This is a genomic window from Vreelandella olivaria (genome assembly GCF_023507745.1).
In the GTDB taxonomy this organism is placed as follows: domain Bacteria; phylum Pseudomonadota; class Gammaproteobacteria; order Pseudomonadales; family Halomonadaceae; genus Vreelandella; species Vreelandella olivaria_A.
In genome coordinates this window covers 22287-45820 of record NZ_JALPZO010000125.1, presented here as the reverse complement: position 1 = coordinate 45820, position 23534 = coordinate 22287, and the positions used below count along the sequence as shown (strand labels likewise).

The following is a 23534-nucleotide window of genomic DNA, read 5'->3' as shown; positions in this document are numbered from 1 at the left end:
AAGTTGGCGAATTACGGCCACTTGGCCGCGTCATGAAGGGGCTTAGAGCGGGGTAAGTTGCTTTTTAAGAGCAAAAGGCCGTCTTCAACAAGCTTTAGCTGGACGCCCAAGTGGCTAAATGCCGATATTAAGATGACTCAGCCAGATGACCGGCTGGGTACATGAATAAGGACAACAGGCGGTGGAAACGGCTCGAAATCGGGTTTTTCTACAGCCCCGTTAGATTTCACAAGGGGAGTTTGGTGGAACAATTTAAGTACAAATACGACGACCTGTTCAACCCGGTTCTTCAGGCGTTGCATAAGCTAGGTGGTTCTGGAACAAACAGTGAGATTGAAGAGCAGGTAATCCTGATCCTCAATTTGTCTGATCTTGAAGTCGAAGATATCCATCGGGGCAACACGACAAAGCTTGCCTATCGGCTTGCTTGGGCACGCAACTATCTAAAGCGCCTTGGGCTTCTCGAAAATTCGGGGCGGGCAATCTGGGCTTTGACGGCTCAGGGTCAAAAAACGACCTCGATTGACCAGAAAGAGGCAAAGAAAGTTGTAAAGGAACTATCCGGCGTAAAGAAGCCCAGCGAATCTCCAAAAGAGATAGTTGAAGAATCAGAGGAACTTGAGGAATTATCCTGGGAAGAGGAACTCATCGAGATTCTTAAATCCATCGAGCCAGATGTCTTTGAACGGTTGAGCCAGAGGCTGTTGCGAGAGCTTGGATTCATAAACGTCGAAGTTACCGGAAAGTCTGGCGACGGAGGCATCGATGGTGTTGGAGTCATTAAAATCGGCGGTGTTCTTTCGTTCCATGTCGTATTTCAATGCAAGCGTTACACTGGCTCGGTTTCATCAGGCGCCATCCGAGACTTTCGCGGCGCGATGATTGGTAGGGCCGATAAAGGCTTGTTCATTACAACTGGAACGTTTACTCGGGATGCGAGACAGGAAGCGCAGCGAGATGGTGCTCCGCCTATTGATCTCATTGACGGCAACGCGTTTGCAGAACACCTGAAAGATCTACGCCTAGGTGTAATAGTCGAGCTTCGAGAAGAAGTCACGATCAGGCGTGGGTGGTTTGATGAAATCTAACAAGCGGCTGTTATCGCCCCTTCGGGGCTGGGACGGCCTTTCCGCCGTTTCGCGGCTACAAGTCCGCCCTAAAGCCGGGCGTTAAGTGTCCCAGGAGTGATTGATGAAAGGTGAGTGTCTCTGTGGAGAGGTGAAGTTCGAAATCGAAGGGGAGCTGCCGAATCTCTACCAATGTCATTGCTCTATGTGTCGCAAATCCACCGGATCTTCAGCGAATGCTGCTATCTTTGTTAAAGAGGGTAATTTCCACTGGGTTTCTGGCCAGCCTAAAATCAGCACTTTTCAGAAGCCAACCGGATATCGGAGTGATTTTTGTTCTGTCTGTGGTAGTCCGGTACCCAATAAACTGAGAGATACTGATTTTATATGGATCCCAGCGGGTTTGCTTAATGGTGTGATTACATCACAAATATCTGTTCATCTTCATCTGACTTCATCGGCTTCTTGGGAGTCAGAATTAGATAACTGTGTTCGGTTAGATGCTGGTCCTGATAGTTTAGAATCACTTAACCAAGCATTGCAGCGGACAAGCCGCTGAATGCGGCGTTAGACCTTGGATCAAGTATCATGAGAATCCGAAGCGAGCTGCCCTCAGATACTGTCGCCGTTGAAGCTGTCACTGTCGCGGCCTTCAAAAATGCTGCCCACACCGACCATACGGAACAGTTCATTGTTCGAGAGTTGCGCAACGCTGGTGTGCTATCTGCGTCCCTTGTTGCGGAGGACGGTGGCTCAGTCATTGGGCATGTCGCTGTATCTCCCGTCACCATCTCAAATGGCGCTGCCGGGTGGTATGGACTCGGGCCAATCTCCGTCGAGCCGGAACGACAAGGTACTGGCATTGGCACGCAACTCATGCAGGCTGCGCTCAATGAGTTGCGTTCAAGCGGCGCCTCCGGATGTGTTGTGCTGGGAGAGCCCGGCTACTACTCCCGCTTCGGCTTCGTCGCAGAACCAAGACTGGTGCTGCCCGGTGTGCCGCCGGAGTACTTTCAAGCCATATCTTTCAACGGTTCACTGCCCGCTGGCACGGTTTCCTACCATGACGCATTCGCAACCAAGGTCTAACAATTCATTCAAGCCGACGCCGCTTCGCGGCGCGGCTTAACTCAAGCGTTAGAACTTAGGCCACGGTGCGTCTGTCGTAGAACTGTCATATTAGCGTCAGAGGTTTGACGTTGGGATTCAGCGTGATTTGTTGCATCGTAGTGATGCTCTATGAGCATTATCATGTAGGTCACATTCGATGAAGATCAATTCAGCACTGGTACTGGAGCATAGGCTAAAGCGGTCCTTATCACAGGACGAGTTTTCGATTATTTCCGGTTTGAGTATTAGAACTATACAGCGCATCGAAAAAGACGGTATGGCTTCATTACAATCCAAGAAGGCGATAGCTGCAGCGCTGGAAATTGATATCCGTGACCTCGACTACGAGGAATCTACCAAAATGAAGAAATATGAGTACAAAACCATTGAAATGCCTTTCAAATTTGGCATCTTCAAACAAAAAACGCCCGATGTTGAGAATCTGCTCAACGCTGAAGGTGCTCAAGGTTGGCGACTGCATCAAGTAGTACTCCCGGCGTCGTCGAATTTCGGGCAAACGGATAAAATGGTAGTTATCTTTGAGAGAGAAATAGAGGAGTTCTAACACCTATGAGCCTTCTGGCTGTCAATAGGCCGCAGTGTTTTTATTGGCCGCGTAAGCGGCCAATCCCAAGTCCCTGTGCCAGTGATCCTACTTCATCTGTCATCGTTGGCTGTGAATGGCTTACAGCAAACACCTATTGAGGCTCTCTTAGTGTGACCGTTAATCACTGCCAAACCGGGTTGCTCCTTGCAGGTGGGGCTGGGGCACTACGCCTACATGGATGTAGGCGGTAGAGCGATGCAGGACGCCAAAGCCGAGACATTCATCGGTTAACCAGCATCTGTCCTATTCAAACAGCGGGTTACTTTACAGTCCCAGTTAGTTTCAGGTTCAGCGCCGGTGTAAGCTCACTCGCTCAGGGTATTGGTGCACGCCAGCAGGATGGATAATCAAAGCGACGGGCTTCGAGTTGGGTGTAGAAGCCGGGGTTAGGTCTGAATAACCAGTCAGCAGACACCCAGTTTCAGCACACTCCATGATGATCCAGTTAGACGTCGATCATCATCCTGCTGCGTGACTAACTCGTTAAAAAGCGTTGTTCATCAAATACCTTTTCGTGCTTTAACATGAAATAGACCGCATGCCCCAGCTTGTGGGCCAGAGCCGATAAAGCTTTGGCTTTACCCATGCGTTTCTGGAAGCGTTGCAACAGCTTTTGTGCATCTGGATTGCCGCGCAGATAAAGCACCGCAGCCTCAGAAAAAGCCCACTTCAGATGGGCATTACCAATCTTGTTGCCCTGGGTGCCATAGGTCTTACCGGCTGATTCGGCTTTGCACTTGATCAGTCGGGAATAGGAGGCAAACTTCTGGACAGAGTCAAAACGTCGAATATCACCCACTTCATACAGAATGGTGAGGGCTAGAATACGGCCAACGCCGGGAATGGTGGTTAAGTAAGTGGTAGTAGGTCGGCTGATGCTTTTTGGCCTGCTTTTCCAATAGCCATTCCACCTGGCTTAGTTCCCGGTGGTAGCACTCTAAAACGGCCATCTCAAGATCGATATTGCGCTGAACGAGCGGGTCATCAAAGGTTCTGCCCAATTGTTCTCTGGCACTGACATTTTTCAAATTGACTTTGTTGGGTGGCAGGTTGTACTGACTCGTTGTGTTGACAACATGAGCTTTGAGATCAGCGCCGTGGCGAACGAGCCCCGTTCGGCGGCGAAGCAGGTCACGGGTAGCTCGCATGCTGCGTGGGTAGGCATAAGCGAGGGGAAAATTACCGCTTCGAATAAGCGCCGCAATTTTGTAAGAATCCACGCGATCATTCTTAGTTTTACCGCCATGAATGGCCTTCATATAAAGGGCATGACCAAGAATGAAAGCAATGCCCTGGTCTTCACAGAAATCAGCGATCCAGTACCAGCAGTGCATGCATTCGGCACCGATGACCAGATCGTCCAGGTAAGGTTCGATCAGATGAAGCGGAGGTTCTGGTTTGGCTGGAATCTCTTTATGCAGAAGGGTTTCGCCCTGCTGAACCAGGATGCAGACATACAACAGGCTACGGGCATGCAGATCAATGCCACAGTAGTGACGATGAGTGCTATTGTAAAAATTCATTGAGTCTTCTCCTGTTAGGTTTGGTCGCCTTTTCAGCTTAGCCAAACAGGCTGAGCTGGGGGAGAAGGCTCAATGAGTATCAAAGCGCTGCTGTCGGACAAATTTTCCTCTGCGCTCCAAATTTGCCGCAGAGCGCGGCATGCTGACCACTCCTCATCTGTTTCCTCGATCCTACCAAAACTTAGGTGTCAGAGGGGTTTTTATACAGCCTCAACAAGGCGCAACACTCGCTCCCTTGGTCGCTGGGACGCCAACCCGCATGACGGCTTGTCGCCCGTGTGCTATGCGTTAAATTGCTTTGCGAGTCACTTGTGACTACAATGTATTACATTGTTTTTTTTGGGAGGTGGTCGTCATGAGTGTTACTACAGTTCGCTTACAAGCTGAGGTTGAGGACCAGTTGGAAGCCATTGCGAGCAGGCTTCATCGGAGCAAAGGATGGGTGATCAACCAAGCCTTGTCGGAATACATTGATAAGCAGCAATTAGAGGAGCTTCGCTGGAAACAAACCTTGGATGCGATGGAATCAGCTGCCCAAGGGAAAGTGGTTGATGCGAGTGAAGTACACGATTGGTTAAGCAGTTGGGGTACTAAAACAGAGCAGGATGCGCCGAGGTCTGGTAAGTGAAGTTAGTTTATACCGATGAGGCAATCGAAGATTTAAAACGTTTGCGGGAGTTTTTAGCAGTTCATAATCCAACCGCAGCTAGCAGAATAGCGGCAGAATTGATCGCAAAAATCGAGATGCTACCAGAGTTCCCAAGGATGGGCACGCCAGCTCAGATGGCACCTATACCCGATGTCATCCGTGATATGGTTTTTGGCAAATACGTCGTTCGTTATTCTCTCCATACCAATACAGTTATTATTCTTCGGGTATGGCATGGGCTTGAAAACGAGCGATAGCAATTTAACAAGGCCAAGCGCGGCAACGGCTTTTTCGTTCAAGCTGGACGTGTCGGTTTTCCATCCCAGGTACCGCAACGATGCGACCGGTTGGCTGGCCTATGATTCGGCCATCTTGCTAAAGATCATCCTGTTTGCTTACTCCAAAGGCATCACCTCCAGCCGTGAGATGCAGTGGTGCTGCGATACCGTTCCCCACTTCACCACACTGGCAAGCTTCGTCAGTCGTCATGCCGATGAGATTGAAGCGCTGTTCATCAAACACCTTCTCGTTTTTTAACATGAAGGAAACAGCACGCTCCAGCTCTGATAAGTGTGACTCCCGTATGCTCCTGGCAGGTGCGGGTACTGCCGCATTTATTATACGGTCTATAAAGATTGCAATTCCCACCTGGGATCAGGTGTCGATTCAAAGCTTAAAAGTGGGGCGGCCAATGCACTAATATTGGGCGGAAGAATAAATGTATGGTCAATCTCTAAAACCTATCTAACTGTAAGATAAAAATAAAATATGAGTTGGCCTTTATTTTGCTGAAACAGGGCCTGCTGACTACTGTTATAAAAACTAAGAGAAGGTGGTGGGAATGGGAAATATTCATGCGCTGAGTGATGCTCATTACTCAACCACGAGTGTTGATACCTGCCAGCGTTTTGAATTTTGGCATGACGCGGTAATAGCTCATTGCATCACAGCGGATAGCAGGGCGAATACAGCCAATAGCTTTCATGGGGAATTGGACGTGCGCAGTATGGGGCTGCTGGATATTTGCACCATGTCGTCGTCAGAGCATTTTTGGAGCCGGACCTCAAAGCACTTGCGCAGCAGCCCGGACGATGACCTTTGGCTTGGTTTTTTACAGGGAGGTTTTGGCCAGTTGGAGCAGGGCGGCAGAAACGCTAATTTATCAGCGAATAGTTTGTTTCTTTATGACGCGGGGCAGAGCTTTAAATTTAGCATAGGTGGCCAGTCCAATCATTTGATTCGAATCCCCCGTCACCTGTTGAACAGCCGAGTGGAAGGCGTAGAGCATTGTACGGCTATTGTGCTCAATGATAGTCGGCCAGGGGTCATTCCATTACGCGAAATGCTGCGTCAGGTCGTCCATAGTTCTGTATTCCTTCAAGATGATGAACGTTCTGGTAGATGTTCACAAACTATCCTCGATCTCCTGGCGCTGAGTATTGAAATACAGGATCTGGGCACAAAGCACGCTGAATGTGACCTATACGCCAAAATTATGAATTTCATTCGCCGCAACCTTGCCGATCATCAACTGAGCCTCAAGAGTCTTGCGGAGGCCCACCACGTCTCAACCCGCACGGTGACCCGGGCCTTCGCCCGGCATCAGAAATCTCCAATGTCGGTCGTTTGGCATGAACGCCTTGCTGCCAGCAGAAATGCACTTGAACGAGGGCATGTAAAGAGCGTGTCACAGGTTGCACTGGACTATGGGTTCTCGGATTTTTCCCATTTCAGCCATGCATTCCGAAATGAATATGGTACCTCCCCACAATCTCTACTGCGTGGGAGAAAAGTAGATAAACGCTAGTCGCTAGTCCTGCCTAATCCCCACTTCTTCGATAAGCCCAGTCAAGAAAAGCAGCGTTTTTTAAAGTGTTGCTGGTGATTCTTTCAAATCGTATTGCTCTAACAAAAAGCGGTATGGCAATTCCTGTCCGACTTCCCTAGTTTCGAATAGCTGACCAGAGTAGGGCTCTCGCCAGGACAGCTCGGGTGATCTTTTTTGCCGCAATACATACGGCGGCAAACAGCTGTCCTTTTCAACCAAGCAACTGTCTATCTGAAGCAAGCACACCCGCCGCGGCAGCCCTAATGTTGATCTCGTTGAGGTTCCCATCCATCGAGAACAAAGAGGCGCAGACGCATGTGAGCACAATATCACCTCCCCATGCTCGAATGCTCCCGGCTGCTGCAACTGCGCGAGTTGGCACCGAAAGATTTTGCCTCCTTCTGTCGAGGTGGATGGGTTGGCGCTCCTTCGCCGCAAGGAACGCCGGGCCTCATTAGAGCACCGTCAATCGAACGTCTGATCTCGAAAAACGACAACCAGGAGCCAACTATGGAATCCGCGATCGACAAGCACCTCAAGTGCCCCCGAACCCTCTCCCGCCGAGTGGCCGACGATTACCAGCCGCCGTTCCCCATGTGGGTCGGGCGCGCCGATGAAAGCCTGCGGCAGGTGGTGATGGCCTACCTCGGTGTGCAATTTCGCGAAGAGCAGCGCGCCGCCGCCCTGCGGGCCATGCGTCACATCGTCGCCAGCTTCGACCGCGCCGATGGCCCGGGCAACCACGACATGACCTACCACGTCGACAACCAGGGCTACGGGAACTTCATCGTCGTCGGCTACTGGCGCGACCCGGCCGCCTACTGCCGCTGGCTGCGTTCGCCGGAGGTGGACGGCTGGTGGTCGTCAGACGCACGCCTGGACGAGGGGCTCGGCTACTTCCGCGAGATCGTCGCGCCGCGCGCCGAGCAGTTCGAGACCCTGTACGCCTTCAAGGAAGACCTGCCCGGCGTGGGCGCCCTCATGGACGGTATCAGTGGCGAGGTAGAGGAGCATGGCTACTGGGGCTCGGCACGCGACCGCTTCCCTATCTCCCAGACCGACTGGATGCAGGCGGGCGGCGAGCTTCAGGTGGTCGCCGGAGATCCTGCCAGGGGCGGCCGGGTCGTAGTACGTGGGCACGACAACATCGCCCTGATCCGCTCCGGGCAGGACTGGGTCGAAGCGGGCGACGAAGAGCGCGCCTTGTATTTCAACGAGATGCTGCCACCCCTGCAGGACGGCATGGATTTCCTGCGCGACCAGGGCCAGGCGTTGGGCTGCTACAGCAATCGCTTCGTGCGCAACATAGACCTGGATGGCAACCTGCTCGACATCGCCTACGACATCGGCTATTGGCGCTCGCTCGACCGACTGGAGCGCTGGGCGGAATCTCACCCCACCCATCTGCGCATCTTCACCACCTTCTTTCGCGTGGCCACGGGCCTGGAAAAGTTGCGGCTCTACCACGAAGTATCGGTTTCAGATGCCAGTAGTCAGCTATTTGAATACATCAACTGCCACCCAAACACCGGGATGATGCGCGACGCTCAGCCCAAGCCGACCTGAAGACAAAACACGTTGTGCTGTTAGCCTGCGCTCCGCCGGGTGGCGGTTGCGGACTCCTTTTGCCCAAAATAAGGACCCCAGACATGAAATTACTGCGCATTCTGTGCCTCTATCCCCTGATGCACGTCGTTTCCGCCCAGGCAATCGAAGTAGCGCCTGGAGACTATGAACAGCTCCCGGCTGGTACCACCCTTGGGATGATCTACTACCAGCACGCCACCACCGATAGTCTGTATACCAACGGGCGTAAAGCCAGCTCCGACTTTAGACTGACCTCCGACATCGGCATCCTGCGCCTGCTGCACGTCTATGAGTTGAGCGACCGGCTCACCGTCGACCCGCAGTTCCTGCTGCCTTTCGGACGTATATCGAGCAGCGGCGACGCATCCCCTCTAGGGGACGCCAACGGCCTCGGCGATCTCATCCTCGCCAGCGCCTTCAGGTACCGTCTCAACGATGCCCGCGATATCGTTGCTCTCACCCCTTACCTCTACGTGCCCACCGGTGATTACGACAACAATAACCCGCTGAACATCGGCGAAAACCGCTGGAAATTCGAACTGCAAACCGCCTACGTCAAACACCTCGGTGAAAAATGGGCAGTCGACATGGTCGCCGACGCCGTCTGGTACGGAGACAACGACGATTACAGCGAATCCTCCCTGAACCTCGAACAGGATCTCTCTTTCGGTGCTCAGTTGATGGGCCGCTACATGCCCACTGCCAGCACCTCCTTCGGCGTCGGTATCGGTCACAACTGGGGTGGAGAAACCAGGATCAACGGCGTACAGCAAGACGATGAGATGGACACCTCCTACATGCGGCTGACGGCCACAACCTTCGTCACCGCCCAAGACCAGCTCCAGGTGCAATTGGGTCGGGACCTCTCGGTTGAACAGGGGACCAGCGAGGATTTCCGCATAAATCTGCGTTATGCACACATTTTCTGATGCGCTGACAGCCCAAGCGCTCGGGCTGTCTTGCTCAACCAACAGGCTGTCCTTCTCAGCCAAGCGGGGCACACTCCGTCTCTCTTACGGTAGTGCCATCCTCCTATTTACATAATTCACTCATTTTTTTGCCAAACGCCTGCCTAACCAGGCCGGCGCGATAACCAGAACAGAGGAAACCCACATGGCCATCGTCCGCCCCACCGCCGAACAACTGCAGGAACTCGCCAGCCGCTTGCATATGCGCCTGACGCCCGAGCAGGCCAGCGAATACCTGCAATTGATGCAGGCCAGCTTTGACGCCTACGACCTGATCGACGACCTGCCCGACGAAATCCCGCCGGTACGCTATCCGCGCCAGGCCGGCTACCGCCCCGAAGGGGCCGAGAATTCCTTCAACGCCTGGTACTACCGCAGCGAGGTGCAGGGTGCCACCGAGGGCAAACTGGCTGGCCGCACCGTCGCCCTCAAGGACAACGTGGCCCTGGCCGGCGTGCCGATGATGAACGGCAGCTCGACCCTCGAAGGCTTCGTCCCCTCCTACGACGCCACCGTGGTCAGCCGCTTGCTGGACGCCGGCGCCACCATCCTCGGCAAGGCCACCTGCGAGCATTTCTGCCTGTCCGGCGGCAGCCACACCTCCGACCCCGCGCCGGTGCACAACCCGCGCCGGCACGGCTACATCGCTGGCGGCTCGTCCTCCGGCAGCGCCGCGCTGGTGGCCGCCGGCGAGGTGGACATGGCCATCGGCGGCGACCAGGGCGGCTCGATCCGCATCCCCTCGGCCTTCTGCGGCACCTACGGCATGAAACCGACCCATGGCCTGGTGCCCTACACCGGCATCATGCCCATCGAGGCCACCGTGGATCACGCCGGGCCGATCACCGCCAACGTTCGTGACAACGCCTTGATGCTGGAAGTCATCGCCGGCGCCGACGGCCTCGACCCGCGCCAGTACGCGCCGCCGGTCGAAGCCTACGGCGAGGCGCTGGGGCGCGGCCTGGACGGCCTGCGTATCGGCATCCTGAGCGAGGGTTTCCAGTTGGCCAACCTGGATCCGCGGGTGGACGACAAGGTGCGCGAGGCCATCGCCCGCCTGGAAAGCCTGGGCGCCGTGGTCGGTGACGTATCGGTAGCGGAGCACAACCTGGCCGGCGCCCTCTGGCAGCCCATCGGTTGCGAGGGCCTGACCGCGCAGATGATGCACGGCAACGGCATGGGCCTGAACTGGAAGGGTCTCTACGACGTGGCCCTGCTGGACAGGCACGCCGGCTGGCGCGACGACGCCGATGCCCTGTCGGCCACCCTCAAGCTGTGCATGTTCGTCGGCCAGTACGGCCTGGAGCGCTACAACGGCCGCTACTACGCCAAGGCGCAGAACCTCGCGCGGCGTGCCCGCGCCGGCTACGACCAGGCCCTGGCCCGCTACGACCTGCTGCTGATGCCGACCGTGCCAATCCTCGCCCAGCCGCTGCCGCAGGCGGACGCCTCGTTGAGCGAATACATCACCCGCGCCTTCGAGATGATCGGCAACACCGCACCGCTGGACATCACCGGGCATCCGGCCATGTCCATCCCCTGCGGCCTGGTGGACGGCCTGCCGGTAGGGCTGATGCTGGTCGGCAGGCATCATGCCGAAAGCACGATCTACCAGGCCGCAGCCGCGTTCGAGGCGGCGGGCGACTGGCAGCACTTCTGAAAAAAACGGGCCCTGCACGGCAGGGCCGCTTTCTCCCGCGACAACCAGCGAGACATCGACAATGAGCCACATACACGATCATAACCACCCCCACGATCACACCGAGCCGCCGGAAGACATCGAACTGCGGGTTAAGGCGCTGGAATCGCTGCTGCTCGAGAAAGGCCTGGTCGATCCCGCGGCGCTTGAGGCGCTGATCGACACCTACGAGCACAAGGTCGGCCCGCGCAACGGCGCCCAGGTGGTGGCCAGGGCCTGGAGCGACCCGCAATACAGGCGCCGGCTGCTGGAGGATGGCACCGCGGCCATCGCCGAGCTGGGTTTTTCCGGCGTGCAGGGCGAGGACATGCGGGTGGTGGAGAACAGCGCGCAGGTGCACAACGTCACGGTATGCACCCTCTGCTCCTGCTATCCCTGGCCGACCCTGGGCCTGCCGCCGGCCTGGTACAAGTCCGCCCCCTACCGCTCGCGCATCGTCATTGATCCGCGCGGCGTGCTGGCCGAATTCGGCCTGACGATCCCCGCGGACAAGGAAGTCCGCGTCTGGGACAGCAGCGCCGAACTGCGCTACCTGGTGCTGCCCGAACGGCCGGCGGGAACCGACGGCTGGAGCGAGGCGCAGTTGGCCGAACTGGTCACCCGCGACTCGATGATCGGCACCGGCCTGCCCAAGGCGCCGGGCGCCGCCGCCTGACCCACTGGAGGAGAAAACCATGAACGGCATACATGATCTGGGCGGCGCCCACGGCCACGGCCCCATCGCCGCCGAAATCGACGAACCCGTCTTCCACCACGATTGGGAGCGCCGGGTCTTCCCCCTGTTCGCCTCGCTCTACGTCGGCGGCTACTTCAACGTCGACGAATTCCGCCACACCATCGAACGCATGGATCCGGCCCACTACCTGCAATCGAGCTACTACGAGCACTGGCTGCACGCCTTCGAGACTATCCTGCTGGAAAAGGGCGTGATCAGCGCCGCCGAACTGCGGGGCACGGCCACGCCGACTGCGTCGGCGCAGCCCGCCACCGTGCTGACCGCGGACATGGTCGAGGCCGTGGTGCTCGGCGGCGCCTCCGCGCGGGCCGCGGAAGACGTGCCCGGCCGCTTCAAGGTGGGCGACCGGGTGCGGACGAAGAACCTCAACCCGGCCACCCACATCCGCCTGCCGCGCTACGCCCGCGACAAGGTCGGCAGCATCGAGATCGTCCACGGTGCGTTTGCCTTCCCCGACAGCATGGCCCACGGCCAGGGCGAACAACCGCAGCAGGTCTACGCCGTGCGCTTCAGCGCCGAGGAACTGTGGGGCGTGGCGGGCCCGGACACGGTCTGCATCGACCTGTGGGACAGCTACCTGGAGGCGGCATGAACACGACCACCCACAACGACTACCAGGCCGTCGGCCTGCCGCTGGACGGCGAAGGCCCGGTGTTCGAGAAGCCCTGGCAGGCCCAGGCATTCTCGCTGATCGTACACCTGCACCAGGCCGGCCTGTTCCCCTGGAAGGACTGGGTACGGGTATTCAGCGAAACGATCAAGGCCGCGCCGGCGCAGCCAGGGGAAAGCGCCAACGACGCCTACTACCGCCAGTGGCTCACGGCTCTGGAAAGCCTAGTGGCCACGCTGGGCCTGACCGCAGGGGACGACATCGCCCGGCGTGCCGGCGAATGGCGTCAGGCCTACCTCAACACGCCCCACGGCCAGCCGGTGCGGCTGCAACATGCGAGCCAGCCGCCGACGCCATGCCACGCCCACGGGCACCCGCCGCGACATGAGCCGGTCGCGGTCAGCCCACGTCTCGCCAATTAGCCACCACTGACTGTCAGCACATGTGATCGTCTACGCGACACTCAAGGAGAATGTTATGCATATCGAACCTGGTTTAGTGGAAGCCGGAAAAATCGCTCTCAGCTACCTCACCGCCGGCGGTGCCGGTGCCTATGGCCTGAAGCTGGTTGCCCAGGCACTGCGCGAGCGCGGACTGCTCTCTCTACTGGCTCGCTGTATGGCGACGACGGCTCTGGTCTTGAGCTTCTTTGAAGTGTTCCCGAACCACCCGGTCGGCGTCTCCGAGGTGCACTTTATCCTCGGCTCGACGCTGTTCCTGCTGTTCGGCGCCGCACCGGCGGCCATTGGCCTGGCCCTGGGCCTGCTGATCCAGGGCCTGTTCTTCGCGCCCTTCGACCTGCCGCAGTACGGCATGAACGTCACCACCTTGCTGGTGCCGCTGTTCGCCGTCGCCGCCCTGGCACGGCGCATCGTCGCGCCGGACACGCCCTACGTCGACCTGAGCTATCGCCAGGCCCTGGCGCTATCCACCACCTACCAGACCGGCATCGTTGCCTGGGTCGCCTTCTGGGCACTCTACGGCGAGGGATTCACGGCGCAGAACGCGCTGTCGATCCTGGCTTTCGGCAGTGCCTACATGGTCGTCGTCATCCTCGAGCCGCTGGTGGATCTGGCCATACTGGCCGGGGCCAAGGCGGCCGGTCGGCTGCGTAACAGCGTGTTGTTTGAGCGCCGTTTGTACCAGGCAGCCTGACGGGAGAGATGCGAGCGCCGGATCGCTAAGGGCTCCGGCGCTATCTCAAATATCTAGCCCGCCGAAATGAAATGGAATGGCTGTCCTGAAACGCGGCTCGCTCCGGTAGCCTTTGGCACGCACCCGAGGAGTCCGAATCTTAGCATTCAGCGCTTCTGCTGATGCGTTTAATGTGCCGCCGAATTTTTCTTTTCTCCCATTGGAATCAATGGGGTAGAGTCAAGTCTGGTGGTCGCATAGCCCCAATCAATGAGCTTTCACGTTTATTGAGGTGATACAGCCTTTCGTATGATCGCTGTTAACCGACTTCTACCACTTTAACCTTCAGTAAGTGTATGCTTGTATCAGTTTTACCCATATTGAAGAAGCCCGTTATGACAGCATCCATAGATAATATATGGCATATGAAGCCGAATGTACCTCTGGCAAAACAACTTGCGAAAAGAGATGTTCCTGCTTTGGTTTATGATGCAGTTAACCTCGAAGGTGTTGCCATGACTTTGCCTGAGGTTCAGACCATCCTGGATGGTATTACGGTAGGTGGCCATCCGTATCAGCGATCAAAATATGGCAATTAACCAGGCAAAAGCGTGGGAGTTTATATTTGGCTTAGTCGATCAGGGTGAGTTTCAATTTGATAAAGAGACGGCATTAAAAATCCATCATATTGCAGGTAAAGAATAAGCGTTAGAGTGGGGCAATTTTCGCTCAGGTTATGTCTCAATAATAGGCTCCGAGTATGAGCCGCTAGCTCCCGATGAATTAGATGCTAAATGGCTTGAAGTTGAACAGCAAGTGTATAGCGAGGATGACATTTATGATCAGGCTATTACTGCCATTTTTGCAAATGGCGCGGGCTCAATTTTTTTGGGATGTGAATAAACGTACAGGTCGCTTTATGATGAATGGCATTTTATTGGCTAATGGCTTTCCCATCATTAATGTCCAGGCCAAACGTCAACAAGAGTTCAATACACTTATGTCAGATTTTTATTCATCCAACGATATGACAGCAATGAATAAATTTTTACGTAGCTGTTTAGACGAAAAAATTATTCGTAACTTCAAGCTGGATCTAAAAATCGGCTAACACCTATGAGCCTTCACTCTGTATAGGCATTAGTTTTTTATTGGCCGCGTCAGCGGCCAACATCAAGCCCCTGGAGCCAGTAATCCTACTTCATCTGTCATCGTTGGCTTACAGCAAACACCTATTGATGCCCTCTGAGCGTGGTGATTCACCACGCTCAGACCGGGTTGCTCCTTGCAGGCTGGCCTTTACCCAAGTTCATTCAGGGCGTTATCCAGCAGTTGCTGCCACTGGTTATGCGTCACCCGCTGGTAGCCACTATCGCCAGTAAAAGCGCTTGAAATGACCACATCGGGAGACAGTGTTTTCAGTATTTGCAGGCTATTGTGTAACTGGGGTCGATTACTGTAGCCATCAATCATGCCTGCTCGCCAGATGCCACCTTTACCCCGGTATAGAGTGTCTCCGGTAAACAGGTAGCTGAGACCCCCCTGGCCTGTAACCTGAAAACAGGTGCTGCCCGGCGTGTGACCGGGGGTGTGAATGATGTTTACGCCATCAAGAGACTGGCCGGAGTCACGGAACAACAGATCCGGTTCGCAGAATTTCGCGGCGTCATTCCGCTCCAGTTCATGGATGCCTAATTGTGCCTTGAAACGCTCTCGGATGGTTTGTAGTGATTGGCCCACTTCGTCCTGATGGCTCAACAGTTGCCTGTTGATGCCACCCAGTTTCTGAATCACCGGCCAGCTACTGCTCTGGCTGGTGTTGTAAAACATGATATTGCCCTGAGGGCGAGTAAACAGATAAGCGTGTGTGGTCAGCCCCGGGGCGGGGTTTTCAACGTCTGTTTCCCATAAGTCCGGTAGTATTTGCTGCATAAGGTTTTCTCCTGCTTGAATGAGTTGGCGGTTTTGTTAACGGTGATGGTTTAGCGTAAAACCTTAAGTTAGCTTGAGGTCAAGTCCCGGAGAGAAGCCTCGTTGAAAACAGCGAAAGGTTCGATAAATATGTCCCTGAATTGAACGGTTTGATCTACGCAGCTTATGATCTCAATAAGGGCACCAACGCCGCAATATCTCTTGCTCCCAACCCGGCAGATACACCTTTTTTGAACAGTGCTCTGGCGGGTTCAAGCAGGCTCGGGTCAATACCTTGTTCGATGCTGCCATCGACTACATTTTGCAGTACTATTGCCATCATGGCGTTGTTTGAATTCGGCTGAAGATTGGGTTCGGTATCTATTTCTTCAGCAATATGGGGCAGCAGGGCTACCATAGCGTGTAATAAGGCCATGATCATTGGAGTTACTTCCCCGGCGGGAACATTCTCACTGTCCAGTAATGCAGCGCCATGCAGGTAGCCGCCAAACATACCGAATATGGCGCTTAGCATGGCCAGGTCAAACAACTGGGCCATTGCCGGGTCCGCACCCACATAAACAGGTTTACCATAGGAATGGCCGTGATTATTAAGTAGAGCCCGGAGTGATGGTTCGCCTCTGGGGATTACCATGATGTGCTGCAGGCGACCCGTAAATCTCAGATCACCAATACCGGGGAGTTTGCAGGCTCAGCCTCGTAGGCTTTATGGAGCAGGTTAATGAACGGACTTGCTTCCTCGATAACAGTGGAAGCAATGGCAGTGACTGGAATACCTGGCGTCCATGAGTTCATCACCGCAGCGCCAGACAGCGATCCGAGGCGTTTTAAGGTGATGGCTTCGTGGCGTTGCGGAATATCCAGACGTTCAAGCTGGCGTTGAATGATGCCCATCATGGTGCCTTTCAACATGTCAGCCTTGGGCCAGATCACCGCTTCTCCATCCCAGAAGACAAGATTCCATATCGTTGCCTCGCTTAGGTATCCACGGTTGTCCACGAAGGCCGCATCATCGAAGCCCTGGCGTATGGCTTGATGCAGGTAATAGGTTTTGCCAGCTTCACCCACATGCTTAATGGTAGCCAGAGGCCGCTCGTGTGCTACAGCGCTCAGTCGTAGAGGGCCTTTGGGTCCATCAGATGGTGCTCCTGTCCGGACAAGTATAGAAGGTTCCACATTCATGCTATTGGCAGTGAACTCTCCACGGTGTGAGAAAATGGTAACGGTCAATGACTGATCTTTTTCCCCTTCATCAACAGCTATTTTGATATGTGACTGCAACTGTTCATCGGAAAGCGCGTTGCCAAAAAATGCTAGCGAGGCTGCTCGTAGGCGCTCTATATGAAGGTCAAGCCCTTTGATTTTTCTGTTGCGCACCTGCATGGCAGTGAAGTGTGCAAACCCGGCAAACGCCAGGGGGCTCAGTTCGGAAAGGGTGGCCGGGTGCCCATTAATATGGGCCTGATAAGTACTGGGTTGGGTCGGCATGGTACGCTCCTGATTGAATTCACCGCATGGAGTAGCTACTCTAAACCCCGACAGCACTGTAAGAGTCAAGAGGAGGGCGAGATGAGGATAGGAGAGCTTTCAAAACGTACGGGCGTGAGCATTCGAATGCTGCGTTACTATGAAACTCAGGGGCTGCTGAAGCCGAAGCGCACCCGTAGCGGGTATCGTGATTACGCGCAGGATGAGGTGCAGACAGTTGAACGGATCAAACTGCTAGGGTCGACAGGTATGACCTTAGCGACAATCCAGCAATTTTTACCCTGTGTGAGAGGGGAGACTCCGGTGCTTGAGCCCTGTGATGAGTTGCGCAATGTTCTACATGAGCAAATCCGCCTGGCTGAACTGAAAGCGCTGAAGCTGGCTAAAAGCCGCGATATTCTAGAGCGCTTCCTGTATGAAATTGAGCAAGAAAGCCCGCTCACAGGCAAGTGACATGTACTCGCAACAGGTAAGAATTGATGACACAAAAATTTATGCCAACTATCAAAACCGGGCGATTGGTACTTCGTCCACTCAAACTCACGGACGCTGAAGCATTGCTGACGATTTTCTCAGATCCAGATGTCATGAAGTACTGGAACACTGCTCCGTGGAACTCTCTTGAGGATGCCATGAGCTTCATTAAGGAAAGCACTGCCGCAATGGATCGACAAGAGTCGATTACCCTTGGCATTATGCTTGAAGCTACCAGTGAGCTGATTGGGAAGTGCATGCTTTTCAGCTATGAATCGGAGTCAAAGCGTGCTGAGATTGGTTTTGGTATCGGCAAGCAATATTGGGGTTATGGCTTTGTTTCTGAGGCGGGGGAAGCGCTTATAAAATACGGCTTTGAGTCATTGGGGCTTCGCCGAATTGAGGCAGAGATTGATCCTGAAAATATTTCATCTGGCAGGGCTTTAGAAAGACTCGGTTTTATTAAAGAGGGCCTGCTGAGACAGCGCTGGGAAATCAATGGTGTAGTTTCTGATTCAGCACTCTATGGTCTCCTGGCAGGTGATCACTTGGCGTAAAAAATTCTCCTAAGCCAATGCGTCACTGACCTTTTTCCCTCAGGTGGTAGAAGTTTTCGTGGACATACGGAGTTATGAGAGAAGAGTCAGGCAAAATGTCCATGACCAAGGTGACGCTGCGGCAAAAAAGCAGTATGTTCAGGGGCTCGTTTACCTTTAAGAGAAGGCCTTGCAAACATCCATCATCATGGCCTATGAACGGTTTCTCATCGCTCTTGTTCTCTGGCGTTGAAATAGACAACCATCCTTAGATGACGATACTCATCAACGATCAACACTTCGTGGGTATACGTATGATGCACGCCTGCTATATCGAGGAGGCTGGTTATTCCTTGATTGTACCCGTCCATATTTGAGGCTTCCCACCAGCGCCTAAAGTCTGGTGATAACTGGCCAAGCTCCTCAATCAATGCTTGCATGACGGGATCGTCAGGGGCGACAGCTAAATCACAACGAAATTGGGCCAGCATACGAGAGGCATCCTGTTGCCAATCGGGGAGGCGCTGGCGCAGGTCAGGAGCGGTAAACACCATCCTTAACAGATTACGTTCAGATGCTTCACGGGTGCTGAACTGGAGTAGCTCATCGGCCTGGGTATTCCAACCAATCACATCCCCGCGCAGGTTCATAACGTAGCTAGGGCGAGAAAGATCATCCATCAGAGACTGGATGCGAGGAGAAAGGATCTGCTCTTGATACGCTTCTACTGGTGGTGCCCGTCGATGTGCCAACAGAAATAAGTGGCAGCACTCGGCATCATCCAACTTGAGGGCACGGGCGACATTAAGTAGGAAGCGTTCGGAGACCTTGATGTCGCGACCCTGCTCGAACCATGTGTACCAAGTCAGCCCCACCCCGGCAAGTGCCGCCACTTCTTCTCGCCTGAGTCCTGGCGTACGCCGACGCCCGCTGGTTGGAAGACCAACGTCAGCTGGTGTCAATTTTCGACGATGCCGAAGCATGAACTCAGTGAGATCACTCTGTGTTCGTTCAAGCCGATGTTGCGCCATGCCATTACCTTTAGTAATAGGATAATTAGCTATATTGTAACCCTATAAGGTGTGTCTGAGAATGCCAACTTCCACTATGGAGTTGGAGGCGATATGTCATACCAATGTGATGTACACACCCTTTTGAGTACTGATACTGGCTCTGAAAGGCCGTATAACAAAGCTGGTATCAAGGAGTGGGCGGGGCTCGCTGTATTGGCACTGCCCACCATGCTGCTAGGGCTCGACGTTACTATTCTCTACCTGGCACTTCCAGCCTTAGCGGTAGAGCTACAGCCGAGCAGTACCCAGGCTCTGTGGATTATGGACGCTTACGGTTTCATGATCGCAGGCTTTCTAATCACTATGGGGACACTGGGCGACCGGATTGGCCGGCGTCGGTTATTGATGATAGGGGCCTTTGCGTTCGCAGTCGCATCGGTGTTTGCGGCCTATGCACCGAACGCCGAATTGTTAATAGTGGCTCGGGCAGCGCTGGGTATTGCTGGTGCAACCCTGATGCCTTCTACGCTGGCTCTGATAAGCAATATGTTTTTAAATCTGCGCCAGCGCGCGCTTGCGATTGGTATCTGGGCGACAATGTTTGCTCTGGGGATGGCCCTGGGGCCAGTGGTCGGCGGGCTGTTGTTGGAACCATTTTGGTGGGGGGCCGCTTTTCTGATTGCCGTGCCCATTGTCATAATATTACTGTTGGCTGCCCCACTACTGCTGCCAGAGTACCGTAACCTACATGCTGGCCGCCTGGACCTTTTAAGTGTTCTGTTGTTGCTGGTGGCTATTTTGCCAAGCATCTATGGCATAAAGGAGTTCTCTAAATCTGGTGTGTCGTCGCTGGTTCTGGTCGCGCTTGCAGCTGGAATAGTGGGAACATTCCTCTTTGTACATCGGCAACAGCAGCTTCACGACCCTCTGCTTGATCTCAAATTATTTGCCAGCAAGACGTTCACGGCTGCGCTTATCATCCTTCTGGTAGGGCTGATTGGTGTGGCGGGAATGATGCTGCTGGTTACCCAGTACCTGCAATTGGTGGCGGGCTACTCACCGCTGGTGGCTGGACTATGGATGGGACCTCCAGCGCTGATGATGGTACTTGCCGGTATACTGGCTCCTCTGTTAGCGCGGCGTATTCGACCAGCATTTGTTATTGCTATTGCCCTTGTGCTGTCAAGCATCGGCTGCGGTTTACTGGCGCAAACCCATACGCAAGCTGTCCAGGTAGCTCAGGTTGTTGTGGGATTTTCGTTGGTTTACCTCGGCTTGGGTACCATTGCTGCACTGGGTACGGACTTGGTGGTAGGGGCTGCGCCACGGGAAAAAGCAGGTTCTGCATCAGCGATGTCGGAGATGGTTCAGGAGTTGGGGGTGGCGCTTGGAGTGGCTCTTCTGGGCAGCCTGGCGACACTGCTGTACCGCGTTCAGATTGCCAATGTGGTTCCTGATGGAGTATCACTAGAGATCTCTAGTGCCCTCGGGGAAAGTTTATGGGCAACCATGGTCATCGCTGAACGAATCCCTCCCGGGTTACTTGAACAGGCTCAGTCTGCGTTTACTCAAGGAATGAATATGGCGGCCACCGTAAGTGGTGTCGTCATTTTGGCACTTGCAGTGACCTCAGTCGTTGCGCTTCGTCATGTGAAATCAATCGGAGCAGATGGGGGGTGAGAAGGGAGATGTGACCGTAAATCCATTAAATCAGACTGGGGCAGTCCGTGTGAACTGCCCAGTTACGGCGTAATCGATTTAATCTTGTCCTGCCAGCTTGGTCGCTAGCAAATCAGCATGTTCAAGCGCATCAGCAACGGATGTTTGGTATCGTTCGTCTCCGAACTCCTGATACTCTGACATGATTTCATAGCATGATTCGACACCCAGGTACTTGCTCAAGGTCTTAATATGTGGCCCAAGATGGTTCATATGCTCACGCTCTCCCCCCGCCCCAAAGCCAAACTCTCCGCATGAGGTCACCAAGACCAGGGTTTTACCTGATAAAAGCGGCTCTATTGGATAATCTCCACGGGCTAAGTCAAAGCTAAATGTTTTGTTGATACGCATCACTTGATCGAACCACGCTTTAAGGGGAGCGGGCATCCCGTAGTTGTACATGGGTGAAGAGATCAGGATGATATTCGCCTGAGTCAGTTCACCAAATAGCTGATCCGATAACGCCAGTTTTCTGTGCTGCTCAGGGCTTTTTCGCTCCTCTGGGGTAAAAACAGCGCCTATCCAGTCCTGGTCAATAAAGTCGGGTGGGTTTAAGCCTACATCACGATAAATATACTCATCTGTGCTTCTATGTGACTGCCATTTATCGACAAATTTTCTGGCAATGCGTTTGGATATTGAGTTGTGGTCAGGATTGGGATTGGACACCCTACGAACACTGGCGTCTATATGAAGTATTGTGTGCATGGTTGCCTCTTCTGGTCGTGATTTAGAAGGGCTATGCTGCCGCTTGGCGAGCACGACAACAAATGAATAAACTGGACTAATAGATGAGTAAAATTTATCTATTAAGGTGTAGGTTTGACGCCAAAACCGAGGAGTACTGATAGTGAATGCTTCATTACAGGCAATCAAGGCATTTGAAGCTGCTGCTCGACTGGGTAGCTTTAAGGAGGCCGCTGAGGAAATGGCGATAACGCCAGCAGGCGTGTCGCATCACATCAGCAACCTTGAGCAGAGGGTGGGGGTACCGCTATTTGCCCGGGCGAACCGAAAAGTTATCTTAACTGCCGAAGGGAAGCTGCTCTCTGAAGCAACAACCTCCGGCCTTCAGAAAATCCAGGCTGCGCTGGATGATATAAAACTGGATGCATCTCGGATTAATGTGGATACCACGTCATCCTTTGCTGCTTTGGTGTTAATTCCATGGCTATATGACTTCAATCAAACCTATCGAGATATTGACGTTGATATATCAACGGGTGAAGCGGTAACAGCTAAACTCAATGCCCTCTCTATCCGCTTGGGTGATGTAAGTTTGATTGATAAATCGAACTTGTTAAAAAAAGAACGTTTTAACTTATATGGAGCGCCTGATTTTATCCGTTCGATAGGTTCTGATGAGCCAGCAATTGTTTATCTAACCCGGTGGAAGAATAAAAAATTACCTGACTCTCCATGGGCTGATTGGGTAACAGTTAATGAAAACCATGTCCCAAATTTAGAGATAAAATATTTTGATCAAGAGCTTTATGGCGTATATGAGGCGATTGCAGGGAGGGGATTGGTGTTTAGCTCCGAAACTCTGGTTTCTGAGTTCGTAAAAGCTAAAACATTGCAGCCGATAGCGCAACGCGGTGTTGAGTCAGGGCTTTGTTACTATATTCCGACCCAAAGCTGGCAACACAGTATTAAAATGCAGACATTCGTCGATTGGCTTAAAACCAAAATTAACTAAAGAAAGAGGCATATTCCACCAGGACTGCTAAACCAATCCCGATCAGTGCGGTTTAACCGAGAAACTCCGTTCAGTGGCCGATAAAACGGGTAGTCACCACAAGTAAAAGGGTAGCCGTTGCACCTAGGCGGGCAGTGTTGCTGTGCTGGCACCCCGTAGCTGAGTAACATCAGCACGTGGTGGCGCGCCGAACATGCGGCTGTATTCGCGACTGAAGTGGGAAGGGCTTTCATATCCCACTCGATAGCTGGCCGTGGCTGCTTCCAATCCTTCCGTCAACATCAGCCGCCTCGCCTCATGAAGGCGTAACTTCTTTTGATACTGTAAAGGTGACATACGGGTGACTTGTCGGAAGCTATGGTACAGCGTCGACTCACTCATATTGGCCGCTACCGCTAGGTCGCGTATCCGTAGTGGCTGTGCGTAACGCTCTTTGAGGGTATCTATTACTCGCGAAATCCGGTTGGCCTGGGTATCCGCAGCGACAAACCGGCGCATCCGTGGGCCCAGTTCTCCCATTATCGCCCGATAGATAAGCTCCCGGCGGGCTAAAGGCGCGAGTATCTGTATGTCTTCCGGTGAGTCGAGCAGGCTTAACAGCCGGTAGAGCGAGCCTTGCATGTGCACGTCCATGGAGGCAGAGCATAGCCCGCAATCCATCTCGGAACAGATATAGTCAGTGCCCGCCGGTGGCGCTTTATCGCCCAGTTCTATAATTAACTCGGCTACTTCCTGGGGGTCGATAATGACCTTTACCGCCAGGTAGGGCTGTTCGGGAGTGGCATAGTCCACCCTGCCCAGCACTGGCAAGTGGACTGAGTTGGCCATATAGCTGGGGGCCTGGTAGTCGATCTCACGGTCACCCAACTGTACGGTTTTACTGCCCTGGATAACGAAGCATAGGCTTGGCTCATATACGGCAGAACAAAAGCCAGTAGCGGTATCGACGCGAGCCAGTTGCAACCAGGGAATGGCTGTGCCCTGAAGCGCTTCCTGCGGTGTCCAGCGGCGTACTACGTCGCTTAATTGCAGTGGTAGGTTATTGCTGAAATGGGCGACCTGCCCAGGCACAGTATTGATCAACGGCTCTCCTCCCTCTCACTGGCCGCAGTATATGCTTTCGCTCAGCGGAGCATATGCTTTTTCGGTTAGCTC

26 protein-coding genes and 2 pseudogenes are annotated in these 23534 nt (G+C 54.0%); 21 read left to right on the top strand and 7 right to left on the bottom strand.

Annotated features, from left to right (window positions below; genetic code table 11):
- The first annotated feature begins 242 nt into the window (after positions 1 to 242).
- The 4 genes from HP566_RS14555 to HP566_RS14540 all read left to right on the top strand — a co-directional run bounded on the left by HP566_RS14555 (position 243) and on the right by HP566_RS14540 (position 2742).
- Positions 243 to 1088: a restriction endonuclease gene (locus HP566_RS14555; RefSeq protein ID WP_249978000.1), complete on the top strand. Its 846-nt coding sequence runs from the start codon at positions 243 to 245 to the stop codon at positions 1086 to 1088.
- A gap of 103 nt (positions 1089 to 1191) precedes the next feature.
- Positions 1192 to 1626, top strand: a complete 435-nt coding sequence (locus tag HP566_RS14550) for a GFA family protein (protein WP_249977999.1) — start codon at positions 1192 to 1194, stop codon at positions 1624 to 1626.
- A 29-nt stretch (positions 1627 to 1655) separates the two neighbouring features.
- Positions 1656 to 2156: a GNAT family N-acetyltransferase gene (locus HP566_RS14545; RefSeq protein WP_249977998.1), complete on the top strand. Its 501-nt coding sequence runs from the start codon at positions 1656 to 1658 to the stop codon at positions 2154 to 2156.
- 178 nt (positions 2157 to 2334) lie between these two features.
- Positions 2335 to 2742 (top strand): DUF4177 domain-containing protein, encoded by a 408-nt coding sequence (locus HP566_RS14540; RefSeq protein ID WP_249977997.1) that lies wholly within the window; start codon positions 2335 to 2337, stop codon positions 2740 to 2742.
- Positions 2743 to 3259: 517 nt separating this feature from the next.
- Here HP566_RS14540 and HP566_RS14535 read toward each other — a convergent pair.
- A pseudogene (locus HP566_RS14535) lies at positions 3260 to 4307 on the bottom strand (IS110 family transposase).
- Positions 4308 to 4662: 355 nt separating this feature from the next.
- Here HP566_RS14535 and HP566_RS14530 point away from each other — a divergent pair.
- From HP566_RS14530 to HP566_RS14470, 13 genes and pseudogenes are all read left to right on the top strand, one after another.
- On the top strand, positions 4663 to 4935 hold the full coding sequence (locus tag HP566_RS14530) for a CopG family ribbon-helix-helix protein (RefSeq protein ID WP_249977996.1): 273 nt from the start codon (positions 4663 to 4665) through the stop codon (positions 4933 to 4935).
- Complete coding sequence (locus tag HP566_RS14525) at positions 4932 to 5213, top strand: type II toxin-antitoxin system RelE/ParE family toxin (protein WP_249977995.1); 282 nt, start codon at positions 4932 to 4934, stop codon at positions 5211 to 5213. Before HP566_RS14530 ends, HP566_RS14525 begins: the two co-directional genes overlap by 4 nt.
- Before the next feature lie 40 nt (positions 5214 to 5253).
- Positions 5254 to 5487, top strand: a pseudogene (locus tag HP566_RS14520) (transposase); the annotation flags it as partial.
- Positions 5488 to 5797: 310 nt separating this feature from the next.
- Complete coding sequence (locus HP566_RS14515) at positions 5798 to 6763, top strand: helix-turn-helix domain-containing protein (RefSeq protein WP_249977993.1); 966 nt, start codon at positions 5798 to 5800, stop codon at positions 6761 to 6763.
- A 531-nt stretch (positions 6764 to 7294) separates the two neighbouring features.
- Positions 7295 to 8350: a phenylacetaldoxime dehydratase family protein gene (locus HP566_RS14510; protein ID WP_249977992.1), complete on the top strand. Its 1056-nt coding sequence runs from the start codon at positions 7295 to 7297 to the stop codon at positions 8348 to 8350.
- An 83-nt stretch (positions 8351 to 8433) separates the two neighbouring features.
- Complete coding sequence (locus HP566_RS14505; RefSeq protein WP_249977991.1) at positions 8434 to 9300, top strand: transporter; 867 nt, start codon at positions 8434 to 8436, stop codon at positions 9298 to 9300.
- 184 nt (positions 9301 to 9484) lie between these two features.
- A complete protein-coding gene (locus HP566_RS14500; protein ID WP_249977990.1) occupies positions 9485 to 10999 on the top strand; it encodes an amidase in 1515 nt (504 codons plus the stop codon).
- 61 nt (positions 11000 to 11060) lie between these two features.
- Positions 11061 to 11693, top strand: coding sequence for a nitrile hydratase subunit alpha (nthA, locus tag HP566_RS14495; RefSeq protein WP_249977989.1), 633 nt, complete (start codon positions 11061 to 11063; stop codon positions 11691 to 11693).
- Positions 11694 to 11712: 19 nt separating this feature from the next.
- Complete coding sequence (gene nthB / locus HP566_RS14490) at positions 11713 to 12366, top strand: nitrile hydratase subunit beta (RefSeq protein ID WP_249977988.1); 654 nt, start codon at positions 11713 to 11715, stop codon at positions 12364 to 12366.
- Positions 12363 to 12806, top strand: a complete 444-nt coding sequence (locus tag HP566_RS14485) for a nitrile hydratase accessory protein (RefSeq protein WP_249977987.1) — start codon at positions 12363 to 12365, stop codon at positions 12804 to 12806. Before nthB ends, HP566_RS14485 begins: the two co-directional genes overlap by 4 nt.
- Positions 12807 to 12861: 55 nt before the next feature.
- Positions 12862 to 13539, top strand: coding sequence for an energy-coupling factor ABC transporter permease (locus tag HP566_RS14480; protein WP_249977986.1), 678 nt, complete (start codon positions 12862 to 12864; stop codon positions 13537 to 13539).
- A 374-nt stretch (positions 13540 to 13913) separates the two neighbouring features.
- Entirely contained in the window at positions 13914 to 14117 is a 204-nt protein-coding gene (locus HP566_RS14475) for a hypothetical protein (RefSeq protein ID WP_249977985.1), read from the top strand.
- Between the two features lie 239 nt (positions 14118 to 14356).
- Positions 14357 to 14629 carry a hypothetical protein gene (locus HP566_RS14470; RefSeq protein ID WP_249977984.1) on the top strand — a complete coding sequence of 91 codons (273 nt, stop codon included), beginning with the start codon at positions 14357 to 14359 and terminating at the stop codon, positions 14627 to 14629.
- 188 nt (positions 14630 to 14817) lie between these two features.
- On the opposite strand, the gene HP566_RS14465 is transcribed toward HP566_RS14470, so the two are convergent.
- The 3 genes from HP566_RS14465 to HP566_RS14455 all read right to left on the bottom strand — a co-directional run bounded on the left by HP566_RS14465 (position 14818) and on the right by HP566_RS14455 (position 16938).
- Positions 14818 to 15450, bottom strand: a complete 633-nt coding sequence (locus HP566_RS14465) for an MBL fold metallo-hydrolase (RefSeq protein WP_249977983.1) — start codon at positions 15448 to 15450, stop codon at positions 14818 to 14820.
- 163 nt (positions 15451 to 15613) lie between these two features.
- Positions 15614 to 16084, bottom strand: a complete 471-nt coding sequence (locus HP566_RS14460; protein ID WP_249977982.1) for a hypothetical protein — start codon at positions 16082 to 16084, stop codon at positions 15614 to 15616.
- 26 nt (positions 16085 to 16110) lie between these two features.
- The gene (locus HP566_RS14455; RefSeq protein ID WP_249977981.1) at positions 16111 to 16938 is read right to left on the bottom strand and encodes an aminotransferase class IV family protein; all 828 of its coding nucleotides are present in this window, start codon (positions 16936 to 16938) and stop codon (positions 16111 to 16113) included.
- An 81-nt stretch (positions 16939 to 17019) separates the two neighbouring features.
- Between HP566_RS14455 and HP566_RS14450 the strand changes: the two genes are divergently transcribed.
- The gene (locus tag HP566_RS14450; RefSeq protein ID WP_284041488.1) at positions 17020 to 17391 is read left to right on the top strand and encodes a MerR family transcriptional regulator; all 372 of its coding nucleotides are present in this window, start codon (positions 17020 to 17022) and stop codon (positions 17389 to 17391) included.
- Between the two features lie 26 nt (positions 17392 to 17417).
- Positions 17418 to 17969: a GNAT family N-acetyltransferase gene (locus tag HP566_RS14445; RefSeq protein ID WP_249977979.1), complete on the top strand. Its 552-nt coding sequence runs from the start codon at positions 17418 to 17420 to the stop codon at positions 17967 to 17969.
- 206 nt (positions 17970 to 18175) lie between these two features.
- Here the strand turns inward: HP566_RS14445 and HP566_RS14440 are convergent, their stop codons facing one another.
- The gene (locus HP566_RS14440) at positions 18176 to 18979 is read right to left on the bottom strand and encodes a helix-turn-helix transcriptional regulator (RefSeq protein ID WP_249977978.1); all 804 of its coding nucleotides are present in this window, start codon (positions 18977 to 18979) and stop codon (positions 18176 to 18178) included.
- A 93-nt stretch (positions 18980 to 19072) separates the two neighbouring features.
- On the opposite strand from HP566_RS14440, the gene HP566_RS14435 reads away from it, so the two are divergent.
- The gene (locus HP566_RS14435; RefSeq protein WP_249977977.1) at positions 19073 to 20641 is read left to right on the top strand and encodes an MFS transporter; all 1569 of its coding nucleotides are present in this window, start codon (positions 19073 to 19075) and stop codon (positions 20639 to 20641) included.
- A gap of 78 nt (positions 20642 to 20719) precedes the next feature.
- On the opposite strand, the gene HP566_RS14430 is transcribed toward HP566_RS14435, so the two are convergent.
- Positions 20720 to 21388 (bottom strand): FMN-dependent NADH-azoreductase, encoded by a 669-nt coding sequence (locus HP566_RS14430; RefSeq protein WP_249977976.1) that lies wholly within the window; start codon positions 21386 to 21388, stop codon positions 20720 to 20722.
- A 142-nt stretch (positions 21389 to 21530) separates the two neighbouring features.
- Between HP566_RS14430 and HP566_RS14425 the strand changes: the two genes are divergently transcribed.
- The gene (locus tag HP566_RS14425) at positions 21531 to 22379 is read left to right on the top strand and encodes a LysR family transcriptional regulator (protein WP_249977975.1); all 849 of its coding nucleotides are present in this window, start codon (positions 21531 to 21533) and stop codon (positions 22377 to 22379) included.
- 123 nt (positions 22380 to 22502) lie between these two features.
- Here the strand turns inward: HP566_RS14425 and HP566_RS14420 are convergent, their stop codons facing one another.
- Positions 22503 to 23462, bottom strand: coding sequence for an AraC family transcriptional regulator (locus HP566_RS14420; protein WP_249977974.1), 960 nt, complete (start codon positions 23460 to 23462; stop codon positions 22503 to 22505).
- Between the last annotated feature and the right edge of the window lie 72 nt (positions 23463 to 23534).

Coding starts and splice junctions, on each gene's coding strand:
- HP566_RS14550 (WP_249977999.1), top strand. CDS start 1,192: ATGAAAGGTGAGTGTCTCTGTGGAGAGGTGAAGTTCGAAATCGAAGGG.
- HP566_RS14545 (WP_249977998.1), top strand. CDS start 1,656: ATGAGAATCCGAAGCGAGCTGCCCTCAGATACTGTCGCCGTTGAAGCT.
- HP566_RS14540 (WP_249977997.1), top strand. CDS start 2,335: ATGAAGATCAATTCAGCACTGGTACTGGAGCATAGGCTAAAGCGGTCC.
- HP566_RS14530 (WP_249977996.1), top strand. CDS start 4,663: ATGAGTGTTACTACAGTTCGCTTACAAGCTGAGGTTGAGGACCAGTTG.
- HP566_RS14515 (WP_249977993.1), top strand. CDS start 5,798: ATGGGAAATATTCATGCGCTGAGTGATGCTCATTACTCAACCACGAGT.
- HP566_RS14510 (WP_249977992.1), top strand. CDS start 7,295: ATGGAATCCGCGATCGACAAGCACCTCAAGTGCCCCCGAACCCTCTCC.
- HP566_RS14505 (WP_249977991.1), top strand. CDS start 8,434: ATGAAATTACTGCGCATTCTGTGCCTCTATCCCCTGATGCACGTCGTT.
- HP566_RS14500 (WP_249977990.1), top strand. CDS start 9,485: ATGGCCATCGTCCGCCCCACCGCCGAACAACTGCAGGAACTCGCCAGC.
- nthA (WP_249977989.1), top strand. CDS start 11,061: ATGAGCCACATACACGATCATAACCACCCCCACGATCACACCGAGCCG.
- nthB (WP_249977988.1), top strand. CDS start 11,713: ATGAACGGCATACATGATCTGGGCGGCGCCCACGGCCACGGCCCCATC.
- HP566_RS14485 (WP_249977987.1), top strand. CDS start 12,363: ATGAACACGACCACCCACAACGACTACCAGGCCGTCGGCCTGCCGCTG.
- HP566_RS14480 (WP_249977986.1), top strand. CDS start 12,862: ATGCATATCGAACCTGGTTTAGTGGAAGCCGGAAAAATCGCTCTCAGC.
- HP566_RS14475 (WP_249977985.1), top strand. CDS start 13,914: ATGACAGCATCCATAGATAATATATGGCATATGAAGCCGAATGTACCT.
- HP566_RS14470 (WP_249977984.1), top strand. CDS start 14,357: ATGATCAGGCTATTACTGCCATTTTTGCAAATGGCGCGGGCTCAATTT.
- HP566_RS14465 (WP_249977983.1), bottom strand. CDS start 15,450: ATGCAGCAAATACTACCGGACTTATGGGAAACAGACGTTGAAAACCCC.
- HP566_RS14460 (WP_249977982.1), bottom strand. CDS start 16,084: ATGGTAATCCCCAGAGGCGAACCATCACTCCGGGCTCTACTTAATAAT.
- HP566_RS14455 (WP_249977981.1), bottom strand. CDS start 16,938: ATGCCGACCCAACCCAGTACTTATCAGGCCCATATTAATGGGCACCCG.
- HP566_RS14450 (WP_284041488.1), top strand. CDS start 17,020: ATGAGGATAGGAGAGCTTTCAAAACGTACGGGCGTGAGCATTCGAATG.
- HP566_RS14445 (WP_249977979.1), top strand. CDS start 17,418: ATGACACAAAAATTTATGCCAACTATCAAAACCGGGCGATTGGTACTT.
- HP566_RS14440 (WP_249977978.1), bottom strand. CDS start 18,979: ATGGCGCAACATCGGCTTGAACGAACACAGAGTGATCTCACTGAGTTC.
- HP566_RS14435 (WP_249977977.1), top strand. CDS start 19,073: ATGTCATACCAATGTGATGTACACACCCTTTTGAGTACTGATACTGGC.
- HP566_RS14430 (WP_249977976.1), bottom strand. CDS start 21,388: ATGCACACAATACTTCATATAGACGCCAGTGTTCGTAGGGTGTCCAAT.